The organism is Winogradskya humida, assembly GCF_016862215.1.
Classification (GTDB): domain Bacteria; phylum Actinomycetota; class Actinomycetes; order Mycobacteriales; family Micromonosporaceae; genus Actinoplanes; species Actinoplanes humidus.
Map to the genome: position 1 here is coordinate 31,316 of NZ_BOMN01000092.1, position 19,903 is coordinate 51,218.

Genomic DNA, 19,903 nt, shown 5'->3' on the forward strand with positions numbered 1-19,903 from the left:
CGCTGCGTCACGCTCGCGAAAGTCACGCTCTCGAAGGCTCACGCTTGTGATGTGTTCCGCTTCCGAAGGGAGCGACGGCCGATGATCAGTGGTGGGACGATCGCCAGCAGGATGACGAGGCCGTGCATGAGGGCTGCTGTCCACAGGGGGTTCCAGAGTTCGACCAGGACGCCGGCGACGAGCATGCCCGCGCCGAGGCCGCCGTTCTCCGCCATCGCGGTGAAGCCGAACGCGTAGCCCCGGTACGGCTCGGGTTCGGCCTGGATCCGCGTCGAATACGTGATCTCGGTGTAGCCGTCCGCGATGCCCGCGATCAGGGCGACCAGGAGCATCACCGGGAACGGGAGCCCGGTGAACGCGGCGACGAAGGCCAGCGACATGACGCAGGTGCCGATGAGGAAGCCGCGCTGGGTGCGGCCCGGTTCGTCGTAGCGGTCGCCGAGACGGCGGCGCACGACGCGTACACCCTGGTGGGCGATGATGAGGCCGACCGCCCAGACCGCGAAGAACAGGCCCAGGAAGCCGGCCGGGTCGCCGGGGTGGTTCTCGGTGGCGTAGACGGGCAGGCCGACGTTGTGCGAGGCCGAGCCGAACGCGTCGACGGCCCGGATGGCGACGATGACGCCGATCGCGGGCACGGCGGTGAGCACGACCCAGCTCCTGGTGCGGCGCGGGCGTTCCACGGTGGACTCTTGCCGCGGCGCGGTGAAATTCATCGGGACGAGGATCAGGATCGCCGCGGGTACGAGGAAGGTCGCGGCGTCGATGGCGAAGGCGGCCCGGTAACCGAGCCATCCGACCAGCACGCCACCGGCGGCGAACCCGGCTGCGGTCGCCACCGCGCGCCCGGTGACCAGCAATCCGTTGGCGGCGACCCGCTGGTCGGCGCCGACGAGATCCGGGACGCTGCTGCGCAGCAGGACCGCGGACGTGGTGCCCAGCAGCCCGGCGACCACGGCGACAACCGGCAGCAGCACGAACTGGGTCTGTTGCGGGGTGACCGCCAGCGCCGTGAGCGTGGCGGCCTGCACGATGTTGCAGCCGATCAGGACGGGGCGCCGGGGCAGCCGGGCGGCGATCCAGCCCGCGCCGAGCCCGGCGATGAATCCGCAGCCCAGGCGCAGGGCGAGGAACGCGCCGACGCCGACGGCGCTGCCCGTGGCCTGGTAGACGAACAGGTTCAGGGCCACCATGTTGAGGAAGCCGCCGAACGTGGAGATCATGCTCCCGGCGGCCAGCAGACGGAACCGTGACAAGGACGGGCCTTCAGTCCGGCGAAGGGCGGCGGTGGGGCGGTCGGACGGGGGCTGTGGCGATGAGGTCAGGCTGGTGAGGTCTGCCACGCGGCCAGCATGACAGTCTCAAGGTCATCGATCAATGACGTCGATGGGAATCTATAACGGACGGTCCTGGGCGGCGTAGCTGCGGACCCGGTTGCGGCCTGCGCCTTTGGCCTCGTAGAGGGCCGTGTCGGCGCGGGAGAGAAGCAGGCTCGGAGAAATGTCACCGTCGTGGGCGGCGACGCCGGCGCTGACGGTGACGACGCCGCCGAGGCCGCGTTCGTGCGGGATCCGCAGGGCCTCGACCGCGGCGCGGACCCGTTCGGCGACGCGCAGGGCTTCGGCGGGCGGGGTGTCGGCGAGCAGGAGGGCGAATTCCTCGCCGCCGTAGCGGAACACCAGGTCGGAGTCGCGCACGTTCCCGGCGAGGGTGGCGGCGACCCGGGCCAGGCAGTCGTCGCCGGCGGGATGACCGTACGCGTCGTTGAAGAGTTTGAAGTGGTCGACGTCGAGCAGGACGAGGGTGAACCGCGTTTCCCGGTCGAGCGCCCGGTCGAAGCCGCGGCGGTTGGCGACGCCGGTCAGCGCGTCGGTGGTGCTGAGCTGTTCCAGGCTGCGGTTGGCGGCCTCGAGTTCCGTGGTGCGCGCGGCGACCTTGGCCTCCAGCGACGCGTAGAGACGGGCGTTCTCGATCGAGATGACCAGCTGACCGGTGATCATCTTGACGGCGTCGAGGCGGTCCGCGGTGAACGCGGCGCTGCTGTGCGAGCGGGTCAGGATGAGGATCGCGTTCACCGCGCCGTGGTGCAGCGCGGGCACGGCCAGCAGCGAGCAGCGGTCGAGCCCGGCGAAGCACGGGTCGCGCAGGAACCGGTCGTCGCGGGTGACGTCGTCGACCAGGACCGGCTCGGCGGTGCGCTCGACGTAACGGAACACGCCGATCGGCAGCAGCCCCCGGTTCGCGGCCTCGACCACGCCGAGCGGGCGGCCGCCGGTGTGCTCCGACGGGGGCACGTACCAGTCGCCGGTGTCCTGGTCGTGGATCGTCACGACGACGTCGGTGGCGCCGGTGAGACCGGCCAGCTGGTCGATGATGCTGTGGTGCAGCCGCTCCAGGTTGGTCTCGGAGCTGATCGCCTGGGACGCGCGCAGCAGGGCGAGGGTGTCGATCGTGTCGGCGCGCAGGGCGCTCGTGACCGTGGTGCCGCCCTGGCTGGTCGCGGTCCCGCGCAGGGCCGGGAACTCGTCGTCGAGCTGGGCGGTCCTGCCGGTCGCGCCCCAGGCCGCCCATGCCTGCCGGGCCTGGAGGAGGGTCCGCTGGGCCGCGTCGGGCAGGGCCTGGGTGAGCTGGAACCGGCCGAGACGCTCCGCGGCCAGGGCCTGGTGCCAGGGTCGCTGCTGCAGGGCGGCCAGCTTCCGGCATTGATCGTACGCCGTGAGCGCGGCCCGGAAATCGCCTCGCGCCCACGCGTACTCGGCATCCACCAGCGCGGCGAGATGAGCGAAGTTGCCCGGTGCGGTCGCCGCACAGGAGCGCAGATGGTCACGGCACCGCTCGATCTCGGCGTCGCCGTCCGGCTCCCCCGTGTCGCGGCGCTGCTCGGTCAGCGACAGAGCGCGCAGCAGGCGGATCAGGGCCGTTGCATAACCGGACACCGCGGCGCGCAGCCGGTAGGCCTCGGCTGCGTGAACGTGCAGCGCCTCGGTGTCCCCGGTGAGCGCGGCGGCCAACGCACGGTAGGTGTGATCGATGCCGGCGGCGAACGGACCGGCCTCACGGACCGGCAGCACCTCATCGCCCGGCGGCGTCTCCTCACGGGTGCCCAGGAGGGTGCGGAGCAGGTGATGGTGGGCGGCGACGACGGGCTGGATCTGGGTGTGGCCGTTGCGGGTGGTGAAGGCCTCCGTGGTGGCGATCTCCTCGGCGTACGTGTCGAGGGTGCGGCCGCATTCGAGTTGCGCGGCGAGCAGGGTGAGGGCGGCGTGCCCGGCCATCTGCGGGTCGTCGCCGCGCAGCAGCGCCGTGCGGGCCAGCGCGGCCTGCTCGATGCTGCGTTCCAGCGGGCCGGTCCAGGGCATGACGTGCAGCGACTGGCGGTGCCGCAGCATCGCGGTGAGCGGGTCGAACCCGCGCGCCGAGCAGAAGGCGAGCATGTGGTCGCCGACTGCCTGGCTCAGGGCGAGGTCGCCGAGCGCGGGTGTCACCATCGGGCTGATCACGCCGAGCAGCGCGGCGAGCTCCGCGCACGGTCCCTCATGGACCCACATCCGCTGGCCCTGCAGGACGAACCACGCGACGAGCGCCTGTTCCTGCAGGAAGTACGCGGTCGGGCTGAGCCGGTTGAACAACCGTGCCGTCGCGAGGACCACGGGCCGGTCCGCCTCGGGCCGGGCCAGGTCCCGGCTGAGGTTCAGCTCCCCCGCCCACCGCGTCAGCTCCGCGACCCGGCCGGCCGGCACGGGCTCCGCGGGGTCCGGCGTGGTCTGGCCCAATCGGCGCAGGAGGGCGAGGCCGAGGTCGAGGGCGGCCCGGTGACGGTTGCGCTGGGTGAGGCTGCCGATCTGGATGCAGGCGGGGCCGGCGAGGTCGATCGGGTCGGTGATCGCATCCTCGATCGCCGCGTAGTCGGCATCGGCGGCGCCGAGCAGGCCGAGCGAGTAGCGGACGGCGTGGCGCCGGACCCGTACCTCCGTGAGGTCCTCGCCGTCGAGGAGGTCGGCGGCGGCGGTGAGGAAGCGGTTGGCGGTGGCGTGATTGCCCGCGGTGAGCGCGTGTTCGGCGGCGGTGCGGTAGTACGAGCGGACGCGGTGTTGTTCGTCCACGGGCAGGTCCGCGCCCGCGGCCAGATACTGCTCGGCGGCCGGGACCGTGCAGGTGGCGTCCTGGGCGAGGCGGCGGGCGAGGGCGAGGCGGTGACCGGCGCGGCCGGGGATGTCGCCGGTGTCGAACGCGGCCTGGTGCACCCGGTCGTGCCGGAAACGGAGGAGCTGGCCGTGGTCGTCGAGGTCGGTGTGCTGCCAGAGGAGCAACCCGTCGTCGAGGGCCGGGCCGAGCTGCTGGACGAGCTCGGGAAGGGGCAGGTCCGCGGCTACGGCGAGCAGGCCGGCGGGGACGGCGCTGCCGAGGTAGGCCATCGTGTGCAGCAGCGAGCGCGTCGCCGGGGGCAGGTGGGCCAGCCGGTCCTGCAGCAGGTCGAGGACGTCGCCGCGCGCCACGTAGTCCCGGATGGCCGTCTCGTCCCAGGTCCAGCCGTCGTCGCCGAGGTGGAGCAGGTCGTCGCGGCGCAGCGCGTTGAGCAGTTCGAGGGTGTCGAAGGGGTTGCCCGCGGTGTGCCGGAGCAGGCAGGTGCCCAGGCGTTCGGCGGCGGCGGCCGGGAGCCGGAGCAGGTCGGCGAGCATCGTGGTGGTCCGGTCGGCGGGCAGGTTCTCCAGCGGGATCGTGGCCGGCATCACGCCGAGGCTCCGCCAGCGGGTGACCAGGGCGGTGAGGGGGTGGCCGGTGTCGGCCCAGTCCGCCCGGAACGCTCCGATGATCATGAGTCCGGGCAGGTCGGGCTCGGTGATCAGGGCGTCGAGCAGGGTCAGGGAGACCGGGTCGGCCCAGTGCAGGTCGTCGATGACGAGGACGACGGGGCGCTGGGCGGAGGCGATCGCCCGGGTCAGCTCCACGAGGGCGCGGGGCAACCTGGAGCCCGTACCCACCTCGGTGGTGGTGTCGGTGTCTCCCAGAAGGGGCGCGAACGGGGGCAGGGCGGCGGCGACCAGGCCGGCGTGGGGGCCGAGCGCGTCCCGCAGGCGGTGCTGGACGCCGAGGAGCACGTCGGGGGGTTCGGCGAGCAGCAGCGGGGCGAGACCGCCGAGGGCCTGCTGGACGGGGCCCGTGGTGGCGGCCTCCTGGTACTGCGAGGCCTTGCCGGAGACGAACCAGCCGCCGCGGGCGGTGAGCGGGCGGCGCAGCTCGTTGATCAGCGCGGTCTTGCCGACGCCGGGTACGCCGGTGATCAGCAGTCCCCGCCGGTTGCCGAGCATGGCCCGGGTGAAGGCGGCGTGCAGCGCCGTGATCTCACGGTCACGCCCGATGAGTCGGGCCGGGGCGCTCAGCGGGAACGGGAAGTCCCAGCGGCCGAGCTCGAAGGTCTCCCGGGGCCGGTCGGCGGCGCGGTTCAGGTCGCGCAGCAGGCCCTGGGCGCTCTGGTAGCGCTCGTCGGGTTCCTTGCTGAGCAGGCGCGTCACGATCTGCGAAAGGGCGGGCGGGCAGCCGGGCAGCAGGGTGGTGAGCGGTTCGGGGGTGCTCAGCAGGATGTCACGGATCAGTCGCAGGTCGTCGCCGGGCAGGAACGGCGGGGCCCCGGCAACCATCTCGTGCAGGGTGGCGCCCAGGGCGTACAGGTCGGTGCGGTGGTCGATGGGCCGGCCGGTGCGGCCGGTCTGCTCGGGTGACAGGTACGCGAGGGTGCCCACGATGTCACGATGGTGCACGAAGCCGGAGTCGTCGTCGGCGAGGCTGGTCGCGGCGCCGAAGTCGATCAGGATCGGGTGCCGGTCGGGGCCGGTGAGCAGGACGTTGGCGGGGTTGATGTCGAGGTGCACGACGCCGCGGGTGTGCATCGCCGCGATCGTCGCGGCGAGGTCCCGGGCGATGGTGAGCACCTGGGCGGGGCTGAGCTTGCCGTCGCGCAGCACGGCCTCCACCCGTTCGCCGCGGATGTCGTGCAGGACGACGGTGTCGGCGACGGTGATACCGGCGAGGCCGCCGATCCCGGGGATGCCGCGGAGCCGCTCGAGGATCATGTTCTCGTGGCGGGCGCGGGCCAGGGCCCCGGCGCCGAGCGGTTCCTTGAGCAGCACGGTCCCGGCGTCGCCGGGCAGCCAGACGCGACGCAGCCGGGAGCGGCCGCTCACCCGGAGCAGCTCATCCCGGCCGCCGGCCACTGGTCCCGGCAGCTCGTCGCCGCCGCGCGGCTCGTCACGGCCGCCGGCCGCTGGGCCGGGCGCCGTTGCCACGGTCATGCGTTCCTCCGCCCCGTCGCCTACCAGCCACGATGCCGCAGCGTGGCCCGGCGCGGGACGAGAAGGAGTTATCGGGTGGTTTTACCCGGGAAGCGCTTGCCGGCCTGCTTACGCCCGCCGACCCGGGCGGTGGACTCCGGGGCGCGGGTGGTTGCCGGGGGCTGGGCGGGGGCCGGGGCCAGGGCCGGGGCGGCCGCCGGGTCGTAGCGGCGGGCGTCCTCGGCCACGTTCTCGTCGGGGTCGTTGGTCAGCGCCTCGCGGATGTGGGCCGGGGTGCGGTCGGAGGTGGCCAGCGAGCGGCGCACCTCGACCGAGCGGTCGGTCAGCAGGGTCTGCAGGTCGGCCTCGTCGAGCTCCAGCGCGCGGACCAGCGCGGCGCGGACGTCGGGCGAGAAGTCGCCGGCCAGGGTGTGCCGCTGCTCGGCGGTGGTCCGTGGGTTGACGGCGACACCCTTGCGCACCCGCACGGTCTTGTCCTGCAGCAGGGTCGCGATGATCGTGGGATCCTGGGTGTGGGCGCCGAGGCGCTCGCGGACCTCGGGTGAGACATCTTTGACCAGGATGGCCGCGATGTCGGACTCCAGCTCGGGCCGCTCGGCGAGCAGGCCGCGCAGCTCCTTGTCGTCCGCCTTGACCATGGTGTTGCGCAGGCGGTTGTCGCAGGCCGGGTTGGTCGCGACGGCCCAGCGCACCCACCGGTCGTTGTCGCCGAGCAGCCGCAGCAGGTTGTGCTGGGAGGCGGAGGGGTTCCTCGCGACCTTTTCCCGGACATTGCGGTCACGGTCGCGGGCCAGCGGGCGCAGCGCCTCGGCCGGGGCGTCGGGGCGGGCCGCGACGGCCGCCCGCACCAGGGCGGACGGGTCGGAGGCCAGCTCGTAGAGCACCGAGGGGGCGGTCTTGCGGTCCTGTGCGAGGGAGACCCGCGTATCGATGTCGCCGTTCACGCGTTCGTTTCCCATCCGGCCATTCTCTCACGATGCGGATCGCCGCCCGCCGGGCCGCTGGCGGTCCACCGTGGATCCGCCCACCGCAGCAGCTCTCCGGAGGTGAGCAGGCTGCCGGGACCGCCTCGGAGCCTGCCGTTGTGGCACGATGCCGCAGTGTCGATTTCTCGCCGTGCGGCGCTGACCACCGGCCTGACCACGGTCGCGGCCACCCTCGCCGGGTGCGGTTCGTCCGAGAAAGCGCCGATGTGGGCCGAGCCGTCGGCCCCGTCGGGTGCGGCTCCGGCCGAGGTGGCGGCGGCGGTCAAGCCGGTGCGGCCCGGGGCGACGACGGCCGCTCCCCCGGGGCATGTGGCGATTGCGCCGGCCTATGCGGGGCGCGTGCGGACGGCGATGACGAAATACCTCAAACCGACTGCCGACAATCCCAGGCATCCTGGGTACGCGGGAGCCGTCGCACTCGTCGTGGTCGACGGTAGAACGACGCTGCACACCGCGGTCGGTAACGCTCTCCGGTATAAAGCGGGTCCCGTGGAACTGGCGGCGGCCAAGCGCGTCGCGATGCGTACCGACTCCATTTTTGATCTGGCCTCGATCACCAAGGTCTACACCGCGCTGCTCGTTCTGCAGCTCGTCGACAAGGGCAAGGTCGATCTGCAGGCGCCGATCCAGCAATACCTTCCGGAATTCGCGGGTACGGGCAAAGCGGCGATCACCGTCGCGCAGTTGCTGGCGCACACGTCGGCGCTGCCCGTGGGCGCCAAGGTCACCGGGATGAGCGACAACGCCGCCCGGTGGAATTCCGTCATGAGCACGGCTCTGGTGAAGGGGGGCGTGCCCGGGGACACGTTCCGTTATTCCAGTGTCGGGCTGATGGTGCTGGGGCGGCTCGTCGAGAAGCTCACCGGGAAGAGCCTGGACAGGGCGCTCAAGGACAACCTCGTCACGCCGCTGGGGCTGAAGGACACCGGGTTTCTGCCGCTGGAATGGGTCGGCGACAAACAGCGGTTGGTGGCCACGGATGCGCGTACCTCACGGGGTCTGCTGCGGGGGACCGTGCATGATGATGTCGCGAATGTTCTCGGTGGGGTCGCCGGGCATGCGGGGGTTTTCGCCACCGCGAAGGATGTCGCGGTCATCGGGCAGCTCATGCTCAACGGCGGCACCTACAACGGCAAGCGCGTGCTGTCCGCCGAGGTGCTCAGGAAAGCGCTGACGAACGTCAACAAAGGCAAGAAGGCCATCGACGCGGAGCGCCCGAAGCGTACCGCCGATCATGGGCTCGGCGTCGAGATGAATCAGACCTGGTTCATGGGCAGGCTCGCGAGTGCCACCAGTTTCGGTCACACCGGATTCACGGGGACGAGCCTGCTCGTCGTACCCGCGAAGAAAATGGTTGTTGTCTTCCTGACCAACCGGGCCCACCCGAACTGGAGCTGGTCCGACCCGGACACCCACCGCGTGGCCGTGCACAACGCCATCGCCATCGCTTGAGCCCGGCGCGGCGAGCCGCGCCGGGCTGAGGGAGTCAGCGGACGCCGGAGACCTCGGCGAACTCGCCGGCGTAGGCCTGGGCCTGCTCCTCCGCGGCCTTCGGGTCGGGGCGGCGGTCGCGGTTGCCGGTGATGATGCCGATGGTGCCGATCACCGCGATGGCCGCGAAGGCCGCGGCACCGAGGATCATGATGATCCGGTAGGTGGCCTCCTTGGGGAAGCCGGTGAGCGGGTTGATGGTGCTCTCGAGGAGGGCAACGATCAGCGCGCTGCTGATGGCGCTGCCGACCGAGCGGGCGATCGAGTTGACGCTGTTGGCGACGCCGGTGTCGGCCGGGTCGACGGCGGCGACCAGCAGGGCGGGCAGGGTGGCGAAGCCGAACGAGACGGCGAGCTGGGCGAACGTGCCGAAGACGATGAACTCCCAGGGCTCGTCGTGCCAGCCGACCATGCCGAGGAAGCCGACCAGGCCGAGGCCCGCGCCGACGAGCAGGGCCTGGTTGCCGCCGGCGCGCTGCACGAAGCGGCCGATGAGCGGGGCGAGGACGACGCCGAGCACGCCGCCGGGCAGCATGTAGATCGCGCTGGCGGAGAGGACCGAGGCGCCGAAGCCGTACCCGGCGAGTTTGTCGGGGGTCTCGGCGAAGTTGGTGATCGTCAGGAACGCGCAGAACATGCCGAAGCCGACGAACAGGCCGCCGAGGTTGGGCAGCATCACGGCGCGGCGGGCCAGCAGCGACGGCTTGGCGAGGGGCTGCTTGATGCGGCGCTCGGCGAGGATCCAGCCGACGAGGACCACGGCCGAGGCGATGAAGCAGCCGATGGTCTGCGGCGAGCCCCAGCCCCAGTCGGCGCCCTGCGAGATCGGGAGCAGCAGCAGGACGAGGCCGACGCCGAGGATGCCCGCGCCGAGCCAGTCGACGGAGGTGGAGGCCTGCTTGTCGCGGACGTGGTGGGGCAGGGCGAACCAGCACAGGATCAGCGCGAGCACGGTGATGACCAGGCCGAGCCAGAACGGGCGGTGGTAGTCGCCGCCGCCGCGGGTGAGCAGGCCGGTGCCGAGCAGGCCGATCACGCCGCCACCACCGAGGGTGGCGCTGACGACCGCCATGCTCATGGTCAGGCGCGCCGGGGGCATCTGCTCACGGAGCACGCTCATCGCGAGCGGGAACAACCCGTAGGACGAGCCCTGCAGCACCCGGGCCACGATCAGCAGTGGCAGCGACGTCGTGGTCAGGGCGATCAAGGTCCCGATGAGTACGGTGACCAGGATCGCGATCATCACGGGGCGCTTGCCGTAGACGTCGCCGAGCCGGCCGAGCAGCGGGGTGAGCACCGCGGCGGCGAGCAGGTTCGCGGTCAGCGCCCAGCCCACGGCCGACAGGCTGGTGTCGAGCTGCTGGGCGATCATCGACAGCACCGGGACCACGAGGGTCTGCAGGATCGACACGTTGGCGACCGCCACGGCCAGAGCGAGCGTGAGCAGCCCCGTCCGTTTCGTAGCGGGCATGGAACTGGTCATGCGGACTCCTGCGACCTCGGCAACGTCATTAATCAACAGCGTGTTGATTATTACGAGCACCACGTTGACTGCGCGGTGATCAAGCCGACTAACCTGGGGTGATGTCCGACACGAGCACCGGTCGCCGCCGCGGTCCCCGCAAGGGAGACGCCCGCGAAGCGGACATCCTGCGCACCTTCGAGGCCCTGATCGCCGAGCGGACCCTCGCCTCGATCAGCATCGACGAGCTGGCGCACGGTGCGGGCCTGTCCCGGCCGACGTTCTACTTCTACTTCAAGAGCAAGGACGCCGTCCTCGCCGCGCTGCTGCACGAGATCGAGACACAGGTCAGCGCCGCGCAGGCCGACTGGTACAGGGGCAGTGGCATCGGCGACACCGAGGCGTCGCTGCGGCAGAACATGGGCTACATCGTCGACCTCTGGAAGGCCCGCGGCCCGCTGCTGCGCCTGATCCACTTCGCCACGGACGTCCCGGCCGAGGTCCTCGCATACCGCAAGCGCTACCAGGAACGCCTGACCCGGCTCAACACCGAACGGATCGAACGCGAACGCGCCGCCGGGCTCGCCCCCGCCGGACCACCGTCGTCGGCCGCGCTCGCCACCGCGATGATCCAGCTGCGGACCGTGCTGCTCTGCGACGCCTTCGCCTCCCAGGACGACAGCTCCCCGGTCACGGATCCCGGCCAGCTCATCGAGGACCTGGTCGCCGCCCAGCTCCGACTGCTCTACGGCCGGCTTCCGGCCCGCACACCGGCCTGATCCGGCCGGGGTCAGCTCTGCCGGCTCAGCCCCGGGTTCGTTACGGCCACGTCGCGACGCGCGGCACGAGGTGAGCCGGACGCGACCACCATCGCGAGCTCCGCGACCAGCAGGACACGTTCGAGCAGGCCCAGGACGTCGCGCAGCGGCGGGCCGAGGATGAACGACGCGAACAGCGGTGCCAGCATCACCAGGCAGGCGACGGCTGCGAACCGCAGGGTGTGCCGCCGCGGTGCCGCCAGAACGCCGAACGGGAGGCTGATCAGGGCGACCAGGGCCGCCACGAGGTGGATCTGACCGATGACGGTCGGCAGGCCGCCGGGCACGTCGCGACGGCAGACGGCCAGGACCACCAGGCCCGCGCACCAGCCGGCGAAGAACACGTCCGCTCGCGCGGAGCGCCGCCACGGAAGAGTCAGGACCGAGCCTGTCGCGACGAGCAGGACCGCGAGGCCGAACAGCCAGCCGTGCGGTTGCCGCGCGTAGTCACTGATCATGTCGCGCACCGGATTGACCGCTCGCATGCTCGCGTGCAGGACGAGGACCAGCACGAACGCCGTACCGATCAGGGTCGCTCCGATCGTGCGGCCCGGCAGTCTGCGAGATCCCATCGGACCAGCTTCGCTCGCCCGGCGGCTTCCGGCACGGCAACGGGTGAGGGCGCCGGCTCCCCCGAGGTGCCGGCGCCCGGTCCCGGACGGCCCTCAGGAGGCGATGGTGCCGCCCCTCAGGGAGTGGCCGCTGGCCTGGCCCTTCACGATCCGCCAGTTTCCTGAAGTGGGGTTTCACCGGGCGGTGACCGCCGCGGTGAACATCGGGGCATGGAGATGTCGGTCGGTACGGTGCTGGAGTGGCTCCGGGTGCAGCCGCCGCAGGTCGTCGAGGCGGTCGTGGCGTCGGCCCGGGAGATGGGTCCGCAGGCCAGGCGGCCGGTGCCCCGGTTGTCCGACCGGGAGCTCACCGCGCTCGTGTGGTGGCTGCGGTCGATGACCAAGGCGTCGGTGGCCCGGCGGATGGGGGTGTCACCGCACACCGTGGACATGTACATCAAACGGATCCGGGCCAAGTACGCCGAGACGGGCTGTCTCCTGCCCACCAAGGCCGACCTGCTCGCCCGTGCCGTCGAGGACGGTCTGATCGAACTCGGGGGTACGGGCGTCCTTCCCGGCGGTCCGGGCACGCGCGTCAACGGCTGACGCCCGGGATCGCGTACACCCGGGCCCAGTCGGCCTCGAAGACAGCCGGCTGCATCGACGTGCCGTAGAAGTTGTCGAGCTGGATGGTCTGGTGCATCGGCCCGGGTGCGCACTGCACGCAGTCGGCGCCGAAGCTGAACCACTCGACGCCGTCGAGGTAGCCCTTGACGTGCTGCGGGGTCCACTCGAACCCGAAATTGTGCCACTGGCCGAGGTCGACGCCGCACTTCTCCGCGTGCTCCTGGGTGCGGGGCTGATGGTTCGGGAAGTGCAGGAACGCACCGGCGCACCGCTCGCCGGGGGCGCTGTTCTCGAGGTAGTCGTACTCCGCGCCCTCCGGCCACTCGTCGGAGTCCGGCCAGGTGATCAGTACCGGGTGGTACTGGTGGCCGTTGTTCGCGCCGGTCGCCTGCGAGCGGGCGCGGATCTCCCAGCGGCCGTACCGCTGCCCGGTCTCGCTGGCCAGCCAGCCGCTGTCCCCGCCGGACTCGCCGGTCATGCGCAGGATGCCGCCGAGCACCCGGCTGTTCGATTCGCAGCGGCGCCCGTTGCCGTCGTGGCCGGGCCAGCATTCCGCGGCCCGGGACCACTTCGCGGCGTCGGGTGCGGCCGGGGCGCTCGTGCTGCCGTAGTTGAACTCGTCGGAGCCCGGCAGCGGCGCCCCCCACTGGAACCGGGCCGCGGCGGTGTCGGTGGCCGGCGGCGGCGTGGTCGGCGGCGGGCTGGTCGGCGACGGCGGCGCGCTGGAGGGCGGGCTGGTCGGCTGGCTGGTCGGCTGGCTGGTCGGCGGGCTGGTCGGCGGGCTGGTCGGCGGGCTGGTCGGCTGGGTGGGGTCGGGGCCGGTCGGTGGGCGGTAGTCGCAGGCGGTCGCGGCCCAGGTCATGCCGGCGGGGGCGGCGAGGCGGGCGGTCACGTTGGCTCGGGTGGCGCCGGCCGGGGCGGTGAAGTCGGCGGCGATCCGGGTCCACTGCTCGGCCGCGCTCACCGGCACCGGCACGTCCGCGCCGATGGAGTGCCCGAGGTAGGTGCCGGCGGCGTCGTACCAGTCGGCCTGCATGCGTACGGTTGCGGTGCTCGCGGGCCCGGACGCCCAGGTGTCCATCGCGAAGCGCCACTGTTCCCCGGCGGTGACGGTCTTCTGCGGCAGGTACATCTCGGGGTTGGCGCCGTTGGCCGCGGGCTGCACGTAGGCGTAGTCGGCGACCACGTGGGCGGCGACCGCGGTCCGCGCACCGGCGGCGCCGGCGTTGTGCGCTCCCCAGCCCGTGGTGTCACGGTCGAGCAGCGGGTTGGTGCAGGCGCTGACCACTGTGCCCGTACGCGTGTCCGCATTATTTTTTGCTTCGGCGGCCATCCCGGCGCCGATCGTGGTGAGGGCAAGCAGACCGCACGCCGCGGTGGCGACCGGGCGGCTCCAGACCGTCGATGATGGATGCATCGCTCCCCCTGTCGAGGTTTGTTTCTCGCTATGAGCAAGCCTCGTGTCGTCCGTCGATCGGCGCCTGACCCCTGAACGGGTAGTGCGACCGCGGCGTGACCCGGTCAGACACCGGTCACGTCCGGGTCAAGTGCCTGGTCACCGCGAATTTCGGCATCCGTACGCCGGGCCGGGTTGCCCTACGCTGAATCCGTCACCATCGATGCCACCGCCGTAGCCCACCGCCATAGCCCACCGCCGTAGCCCACCGCCGTAGCCCACCGCCGTAGCCCACCGTCGTCGTAAGGAGCGGATGTGCCCGAGCCCGCCTTCGCCGCAGAGCCAGCTCGCGCGCCCGTCTTCGCCGCGCTGGGCCCGTTGAGCGTCACCGGCCCGCGGGGAGAGCCCCTGACGATCGCGCCCGGGAAGCGCCGGGACCTGCTGGCCGTGCTGCTGAGGCATCGCAACGCCTGGGTGACGGTCGACGATCTGGCGGCGGCGCTGTGGGATCGCGCGGCGTACCCGAGCTCCATCGGGGGCAGCGTCAAGACGTACGTGCATCAGCTGCGCAAGGACCTGCCGCCGGACGCCACCGGGGAGCGACTGGCCGGGCGCCGGGGCGCGTACCGGCTGGTGGTGCACCCGGGTGAGCTGGACATCGATCTGTTCGAGTCGCTGGTCGAGCAGGGTACCGAGGCGCGGGTGCAGAAGCGGCCCGAGGAGGCCGTCGCGATCCAGCGGCGTGCGCTCGCGTTGTGGCGGGGTGCCCCCGACGAGGACAGCATCGACGTGGTCGCCGCCCGGCACCTTGCCGAGGTCCGGCTGACGGCCCGTTACTGCCTGGCGGACGCGTTGCTGGACAGCGGCGACGTCACCGAGGCGATCGTGGTGCTGCGCGCGGCGCTGGTCGAGGATCCGTTGCGGGAGCCAGGCTGGGAACGGCTGTTGCTGGCGCAGCGGGAGGCGGGATGGCAGGTCGACGCGCTGGCCAGCTACGAGCAGGCCCGGTCGGTGCTTCTGGAGCAGTTCGGTGCGGAGCCCGGCAGCCGGTTGCAGGAGATCTACCGGACGCTGCTGTCAGAGACGGCCGACGCCCCGGCCCCAGCCCCGGCGCCCGGCCCCGTCCGCGTCCCCGCGCAGGTTCCCGCCACCCCCACCATGGCCAGGTCCCGTGGTCTTCTCGTCGCGGTCCTCGCCGTGGTGCTGTTCTCCGTCGCGGGCTCCGCCGGGGTCCCGGACTCGAGCCGGGCGCTGGCACCGCTGAACGCGGCGCCCGTCGCGGCGGCGCAACCGAGGATCCTGTTCGGACTCGGCGCGGACGCGGTGCCCGCGACCAGGTCGCCACTGATGTCCGCCGGCATCGGCATGGTCACCACCTGGTACCACGGCCCCAAGCAGCTCAGCCAGTTCGAGGGCTGGCGCGCGGACCTCATCCCGCAGATCTACCGCTCGGGGCGGGCCCACCATCTGGTCGTGGCCACCTGGGACGACCCCGAGTCGCTCGACACCCGGTTCGGCCGGGCGTGCGGTCAGGCGTACCCACTGTCACCGGATTTTCTCGTCGACATGCGCCGGCTCGCCCGGGCCTTCGCCGGCAGGGCGGACGGACCGCCGCTCTACATCTCGATGTTCCACGGCCTGGAAAAGCTGACCTGCGCGAACAACGGATATCTCGCCGACCCGGCCACCACCAGCTACTACATGGCGCTCAAGGAACGCTATTCCGAGCTGCTGAAACTCTTCCACACCGAGGCGCCCAACGCCCGGGTCGCGCTGAACTGGGACGGCTGGACGGCCTCGCACGACGAACCGGAGAACGGCGCCGGCCTGTCGATGTTCCAGTACTTCGCCGAGGCCATGAGCGCCTCGGACTTCCAAAGCTTCAACGCCTTCGAGGAGCACGGCAACGCCGAGGACATCCGGCAGATGGTGGACGTCCTCGGGGTCTACGGCCCGGTGATGGTCGCGTACTTCGGCCCGCACGAGGACCCCGTCCCCGTCTACCAGAAGGATCTGCGGGAGACCTTCACCCCCGGGGCGCTGTCCCGCCTGACCGCACACGGCCTCTTCGCCTTCAGCTTCCGCGACGACGACGTCCTGCGCGCCTCACCGGAGACCATGGCCCTCGCCACCGAGGCCATCCACGACTTCGGCCACCTCGTCCCCCGCGGAGGATAGGACCCGCGATCAGCTCAGATCGTGCGCGGCCGCCAGGCCGATCCTGCGGTTGAGTGCGGCAACACCCTTGACCACCGTCGTACGCGGAACGAAGCGCGACGCCCACGTCTGTGCCCGGTTGCTGAACCGGCCCGGGTACGACGCGGCCCGCCGCCGGGTGTAGTCGTCGAGGGTCCGGGCAGCCACCGAGGCTGTGGTGTCGGTGCGGCCCGCGACCATCTCGGCAGTGGTGCCGTCGAAGAACCCGGTGTCGGTGGCGCCCGGGTGGGCGGCCATCACGTGCACCCCGGTGCCGCGCAGCTCCTCGGCCAGGGCTTCGGTGAACGACAGGACAAAGGCTTTCGTGGCGGCGTAACTCGCCTGGTACGGCATGGGCTGGAACGCCGCGGTGGAGGCGACGTTGATGATGCCGCCGTCCCCGCGGTCCACCATCTGCCGGCTCGTCTCGTAGGTGAGGGTGAGCAGCCCGGTGATGTTGAGATCGATCGAGCGGTGGTGCCGGTCGAGTGCGGTGCCGAGGAACGGCCCGACCGCCCCGATGCCGGCGTTGTTGATCAGCAGGTCGACCCGGAGCCCGCGTTTGTCCAGCTCGCTCAGGAGCCGGTGCGGGCCGTCCGATGCTGCGAGATCGGCGGCGATCGGTGTGACGGTGACACCGTGCTGCGCCCGGATCTCGCCGGCGGCCGCTTCCAGGTCGGGTTGGGACCGGGCCACGAGGATGACGTCGGCGCCACGGCGGGCCAGCTCGTTCGCGTACGCCAGGCCGATGCCCTTCGACGCCCCGGTGACCAGTGCGGTCCGTGCGCGGTAGTCGTCCACCGTTCCCCCAATACTTCGAGTCTCGAAGTACGCTAGCACAAGCTTCGAGACTCGAATTATTCCGTCGGCCAGCCCAGGATCCGCCGGGTGGTGCCGCCGAACAGGGCCACCTTCTCCGCCGTGGACAGGTCGGTGCGGTCGAGCAGGTAGTGCAGGCCCTGGGCGTACGAGTGATAGGCGGGGTGTCTCGGCAGTGGGTCGAAGCCGAGCAGCCGCCCGGAGACCCGGTGTTGATCCGTCGCCCACATGCAGCGGTCGGCGCCGAACGCATCCAGCACCCTGCGCAGATGCGGCCAGACATCCGGGTACGGATACGGCTCGGCCGACAGCGTCGGCGCACCCGACAGCTTCACGGTGACGTTCGGGAACTCGGCGAGCGCCACCAACTGATCGAGACCACGCCACGGTGAGTCGCTGACCGGCAGGTAGGGCGGCTGATCGAGCCCGAGATGATCCACGACCAGCGCAAGACCGGGACGGGCCCGTGCGACGGCCGCCAGGTCGGGCAGGGTTCCAGCACCCAGCACCCCGACGGGTACGCCGTACTTGTCAGCGGCGTCGAACAGCGCGTCGTACGCCCCGGCCCGCAGCCGCCCGGCATTCTCCGGAGGGAAGGCCGTCGTGATCCGGATCCCGGGAACGCCGGGGGTGTCCCGGACAGCCTGGACCTGCTCGGCGATGTCGGGCGCGGTCTCGTCGAGCGGCAGCACCACCGCCAGCCGCTGCGGATAACGGGCGACAACCGCCCTGCACCACCCGGCCGGCGCGAACAACGGACCGCTGATCAGAACGGCCGCGTCCACCCCGGCCGCGTCCATCTGGGCCAGCAGCAACTCGGCCTGCAGATCCAGAAACGATTCCTCGCCGTGCTCCCACGGTGTCCACGGGGCCGGCAGATGCAGATGCGCGTCGATGATGTCCACGCCCTCATGCTGGGCGCCAACCCCCGCCGTGGCCAATGAAAGTTCGGCACGTGCCGTTGCGCTTCCCGCATCACCCCACTTCAGGGCGGGCCGGGCCTCCGGGCGGGCCGGGCCTCCGGGCGGGCCGGGATAGGGTTCCGGCATGTCTGAGCCGCTGCCGGAGGAGCTCGACCTGCGGCTGGTGCGCAGTTTCACCGTCGTCGCTGAGCACCGCCACTTCGGCCGGGCCGCGCTGGTCCTGCACACCACCCAGTCCGCGTTGAGCCGGCAGATCCGCCGCCTCGAGCAGCAGATGGGTGTCAGCCTGTTCGACCGTGGCGCGCGCGGCACCGACCTCACCGCTGCCGGCGAGGTCCTGCTCTCTCACGCCGAGGCGCTGCTGGACGCGGCCGCGCAGGCGGTGATCGGCACCCGCGCCGCCGCCCGCCCTGGCCGGATCACCATCGGCTACACGACGAACATCATCGTCACCCCGGCGGCCGGCGAGCTACGCCGGCGCCACCCCGGCGCGGAGATCAAGACCTTACACCTGGCCTGGAACCAGCCCCGCCCTGCCCTGCTCGAACGGCGAGTGGATGCGGTGCTTGCGCGGATGCCCCTGCGTACCGGTGGACTGAACGTCACCACCCTCTACCGGGAACCGCGGGTCCTGCTGGTCCCCGATGACCATCATCTGGCCGGCCGGTGGTCCGTCACGCTTGCCGACATCGCGGGCGTCGCTCTCCCCCGCACCTCCGACCCGGAATGGGACGCGTTCTGGCGCATCGACCCCCGCCCGGACGGAAGCCCCGTGCCCACCGGCCCCCTGGCAGACCACGTCGAGGACAAGACCGAGTTCGTCGCAGCGGGCCACGCCCTCGCGATCGTCCCGGGCGGGGAACACCTCGGCCGCCTCCGCCCAGGAGTCACCGCCGTCCCGCTGGAAGGCGTCGAACCAGCAAGCATCGTGCTCGCTACCCGCGCCGGCGAGCACAGCGCCCTGGTCGAGGCATTCTGCGAGATCACCACGGATCATTACGCGGGCGACGACCAGCATCGGTGAGCCGAGCCCGGCGGAAGGCGTACCCTCCGCCGGGCTGGGACCGTCAGGCGGGGTCGGGGGTGAGGGGGATGCGGGAGAAGAGGTCGTCGAAGACTCGGCCCCGGTCGAAGGCCAGGGCGTAGTCGCGGGCCCGGGTCTCTCGTTCCTTGCGTTCCTCGGCCGGCATTTCGAGGACTGCCGCGTCGACCGCGGCGGCCAGGGCCACGACGTCGCCCGGTTCGACGATGATGGCGGTGTCGCCTACTGCTTCGCCGGTGCCGCCGGTGAGGGTGGTGATGATGGGGCCGCCGCCGGCGAGCATTTTCTCGGAGAGGGCGATGCCGAAGGTCTCCACGAACTCGGGTTCGGGTTTGGTCGGCAGGACGTAGGCCGCGCAGCCGCGCATGAGCAGGGCCTTCTCGGTGTCGTCGACGTCGCTGAGGAAGATGACCTGCTCGTCCTCGAGGGCCATGGCCTGGACGTGTTCGAGGGCGGGGCCGGTGCCGGCGACGACGAGTTTGACGTCGGAGCGGCAGCGCATCTGGCCGTACGCGGTGACCAGGTCGTAGATGCCCTTTGCCCGTGCGACGCGGGACAGGAACAGGACGTAGCCGTCGCGTTCGAGGCCGCGGGCGGCGAGGGCGGCGTCGACGGCGTTCTCGTCGAGGTCGAGGTAGGCGCTGGTGTCGATCGGGGGGTAGCTGACCGTGACGCGGCGGCGGCACTGCTCGGCGAAGTGGGTGCCGCACTTCTCGTCGACCTCTTCGGCCGAGGCGATGATCTCGTCGCGGGTGTATTCCGAGACGGCCGTGAGCTCGTCGTTCGCGAGGAACGTGGTGAACAGGGCGATCGCGGCGCCGAAGCTGCCGTCGCGCAGGCAGGACTTGATGACGTTGGTGACGTCGGAGCCGACTGCCTTGGCGATCGTGTGCACGTCGGGGTCGAAGCCGGCGGCGCGGGCCGAGATGACGGCGTCGACCATGATCGCGGTGTGCGGCACGAGATACATCGACAGGCAGACCGTGGGCACCGGCTCGGCGAGCAGCTCGACCAGGCGGCCCGTGAGGCCGGCCTGGTAGCGCCCGTCGGGGACCCGGTAGTCGCCGACCGGCTCGGGGCGTTCGACGGTGATGCCCGGGCTGTAGGGCAGTAACCGGTCGAGCGGCTTCAACGGCAGACCGGCCGCTTCGAGGGCGGCGATCGGCCAGGTGAGGATCCGGACGTCGTCGAAGCCGCGGGTGAGCGCGACCTCGGCCAGGTTGCGGGCCTCACCGGAGTGACCGCAGATGACCGGGTCGGCGCGTACGGCGATGATCAGGCGACGAGGGGGGTGTTTCATGA

14 protein-coding genes are annotated in these 19,903 nt (G+C 71.6%); 5 read left to right on the top strand and 9 right to left on the bottom strand.

The window, feature by feature from the left end; all coding sequences use genetic code 11:
• Positions 1–38: 38 nt before the first annotated feature.
• The 3 genes from Ahu01nite_RS32565 to Ahu01nite_RS32575 all read right to left on the bottom strand — a co-directional run bounded on the left by Ahu01nite_RS32565 (position 39) and on the right by Ahu01nite_RS32575 (position 7,249).
• Positions 39–1,343: an MFS transporter gene (locus tag Ahu01nite_RS32565; RefSeq protein WP_203840532.1), complete on the bottom strand. Its 1,305-nt coding sequence runs from the start codon at positions 1,341–1,343 to the stop codon at positions 39–41.
• Between the two features lie 51 nt (positions 1,344–1,394).
• Positions 1,395–6,290 carry a diguanylate cyclase gene (locus tag Ahu01nite_RS32570; RefSeq protein ID WP_203840533.1) on the bottom strand — a complete coding sequence of 1,632 codons (4,896 nt, stop codon included), beginning with the start codon at positions 6,288–6,290 and terminating at the stop codon, positions 1,395–1,397.
• 68 nt (positions 6,291–6,358) lie between these two features.
• On the bottom strand, positions 6,359–7,249 hold the full coding sequence (locus tag Ahu01nite_RS32575; RefSeq protein ID WP_203840534.1) for a hypothetical protein: 891 nt from the start codon (positions 7,247–7,249) through the stop codon (positions 6,359–6,361).
• A gap of 141 nt (positions 7,250–7,390) precedes the next feature.
• Here Ahu01nite_RS32575 and Ahu01nite_RS32580 point away from each other — a divergent pair, with 141 nt between their 5' ends.
• Positions 7,391–8,728 carry a serine hydrolase domain-containing protein gene (locus Ahu01nite_RS32580; protein ID WP_239159316.1) on the top strand — a complete coding sequence of 446 codons (1,338 nt, stop codon included), beginning with the start codon at positions 7,391–7,393 and terminating at the stop codon, positions 8,726–8,728.
• A gap of 34 nt (positions 8,729–8,762) precedes the next feature.
• Here Ahu01nite_RS32580 and Ahu01nite_RS32585 read toward each other — a convergent pair whose 3' ends face one another.
• Complete coding sequence (locus Ahu01nite_RS32585; RefSeq protein ID WP_203840535.1) at positions 8,763–10,250, bottom strand: MFS transporter; 1,488 nt, start codon at positions 10,248–10,250, stop codon at positions 8,763–8,765.
• Positions 10,251–10,351: 101 nt separating this feature from the next.
• Between Ahu01nite_RS32585 and Ahu01nite_RS32590 the strand changes: the two genes are divergently transcribed.
• Complete coding sequence (locus tag Ahu01nite_RS32590) at positions 10,352–11,008, top strand: TetR/AcrR family transcriptional regulator (RefSeq protein ID WP_203840536.1); 657 nt, start codon at positions 10,352–10,354, stop codon at positions 11,006–11,008.
• Between the two features lie 11 nt (positions 11,009–11,019).
• Here Ahu01nite_RS32590 and Ahu01nite_RS32595 read toward each other — a convergent pair whose 3' ends face one another.
• The gene (locus Ahu01nite_RS32595) at positions 11,020–11,619 is read right to left on the bottom strand and encodes a DUF998 domain-containing protein (RefSeq protein ID WP_203840537.1); all 600 of its coding nucleotides are present in this window, start codon (positions 11,617–11,619) and stop codon (positions 11,020–11,022) included.
• 210 nt (positions 11,620–11,829) lie between these two features.
• Between Ahu01nite_RS32595 and Ahu01nite_RS32600 the strand changes: the two genes are divergently transcribed.
• On the top strand, positions 11,830–12,204 hold the full coding sequence (locus Ahu01nite_RS32600) for a helix-turn-helix transcriptional regulator (RefSeq protein ID WP_203840538.1): 375 nt from the start codon (positions 11,830–11,832) through the stop codon (positions 12,202–12,204).
• Here the strand turns inward: Ahu01nite_RS32600 and Ahu01nite_RS32605 are convergent.
• The gene (locus Ahu01nite_RS32605; protein WP_203840539.1) at positions 12,194–13,642 is read right to left on the bottom strand and encodes a glycoside hydrolase family 16 protein; all 1,449 of its coding nucleotides are present in this window, start codon (positions 13,640–13,642) and stop codon (positions 12,194–12,196) included. The genes Ahu01nite_RS32600 and Ahu01nite_RS32605 overlap by 11 nt on opposite strands.
• Positions 13,643–13,936: 294 nt before the next feature.
• Here Ahu01nite_RS32605 and Ahu01nite_RS32610 point away from each other — a divergent pair, with 294 nt between their 5' ends.
• Positions 13,937–15,799 (top strand): AfsR/SARP family transcriptional regulator, encoded by a 1,863-nt coding sequence (locus Ahu01nite_RS32610; protein ID WP_203840540.1) that lies wholly within the window; start codon positions 13,937–13,939, stop codon positions 15,797–15,799.
• 9 nt (positions 15,800–15,808) lie between these two features.
• On the opposite strand, the gene Ahu01nite_RS32615 is transcribed toward Ahu01nite_RS32610, so the two are convergent.
• Both Ahu01nite_RS32615 and Ahu01nite_RS32620 read right to left on the bottom strand, forming a co-directional pair.
• Positions 15,809–16,618: an SDR family NAD(P)-dependent oxidoreductase gene (locus Ahu01nite_RS32615; RefSeq protein WP_203840541.1), complete on the bottom strand. Its 810-nt coding sequence runs from the start codon at positions 16,616–16,618 to the stop codon at positions 15,809–15,811.
• Between the two features lie 56 nt (positions 16,619–16,674).
• Positions 16,675–17,541, bottom strand: a complete 867-nt coding sequence (locus tag Ahu01nite_RS32620) for an amidohydrolase family protein (protein ID WP_203840542.1) — start codon at positions 17,539–17,541, stop codon at positions 16,675–16,677.
• Positions 17,542–17,683: 142 nt separating this feature from the next.
• Here Ahu01nite_RS32620 and Ahu01nite_RS32625 point away from each other — a divergent pair, with 142 nt between their 5' ends.
• Positions 17,684–18,583, top strand: coding sequence for a LysR family transcriptional regulator (locus Ahu01nite_RS32625; RefSeq protein ID WP_203840543.1), 900 nt, complete (start codon positions 17,684–17,686; stop codon positions 18,581–18,583).
• Positions 18,584–18,626: 43 nt separating this feature from the next.
• Here Ahu01nite_RS32625 and Ahu01nite_RS32630 read toward each other — a convergent pair whose 3' ends face one another.
• Positions 18,627–19,901 (bottom strand): glycosyltransferase, encoded by a 1,275-nt coding sequence (locus Ahu01nite_RS32630; RefSeq protein ID WP_203840544.1) that lies wholly within the window; start codon positions 19,899–19,901, stop codon positions 18,627–18,629.
• Positions 19,902–19,903: the final 2 nt, after the last annotated feature.

What these genes read in the sequence shown, in the direction of transcription:
- Ahu01nite_RS32570 (WP_203840533.1), bottom strand. Translation starts at nt 6,290, where the DNA reads ATGACCGTGGCAACGGCGCCCGGCCCAGCGGCCGGCGGCCGTGACGAG.
- Ahu01nite_RS32575 (WP_203840534.1), bottom strand. Translation starts at nt 7,249, where the DNA reads ATGGGAAACGAACGCGTGAACGGCGACATCGATACGCGGGTCTCCCTC.
- Ahu01nite_RS32585 (WP_203840535.1), bottom strand. Translation starts at nt 10,250, where the DNA reads ATGACCAGTTCCATGCCCGCTACGAAACGGACGGGGCTGCTCACGCTC.
- Ahu01nite_RS32590 (WP_203840536.1), top strand. Translation starts at nt 10,352, where the DNA reads ATGTCCGACACGAGCACCGGTCGCCGCCGCGGTCCCCGCAAGGGAGAC.
- Ahu01nite_RS32595 (WP_203840537.1), bottom strand. Translation starts at nt 11,619, where the DNA reads ATGGGATCTCGCAGACTGCCGGGCCGCACGATCGGAGCGACCCTGATC.
- Ahu01nite_RS32600 (WP_203840538.1), top strand. Translation starts at nt 11,830, where the DNA reads ATGGAGATGTCGGTCGGTACGGTGCTGGAGTGGCTCCGGGTGCAGCCG.
- Ahu01nite_RS32605 (WP_203840539.1), bottom strand. Translation starts at nt 13,642, where the DNA reads ATGCATCCATCATCGACGGTCTGGAGCCGCCCGGTCGCCACCGCGGCG.
- Ahu01nite_RS32625 (WP_203840543.1), top strand. Translation starts at nt 17,684, where the DNA reads ATGTCTGAGCCGCTGCCGGAGGAGCTCGACCTGCGGCTGGTGCGCAGT.
- Ahu01nite_RS32630 (WP_203840544.1), bottom strand. Translation starts at nt 19,901, where the DNA reads ATGAAACACCCCCCTCGTCGCCTGATCATCGCCGTACGCGCCGACCCG.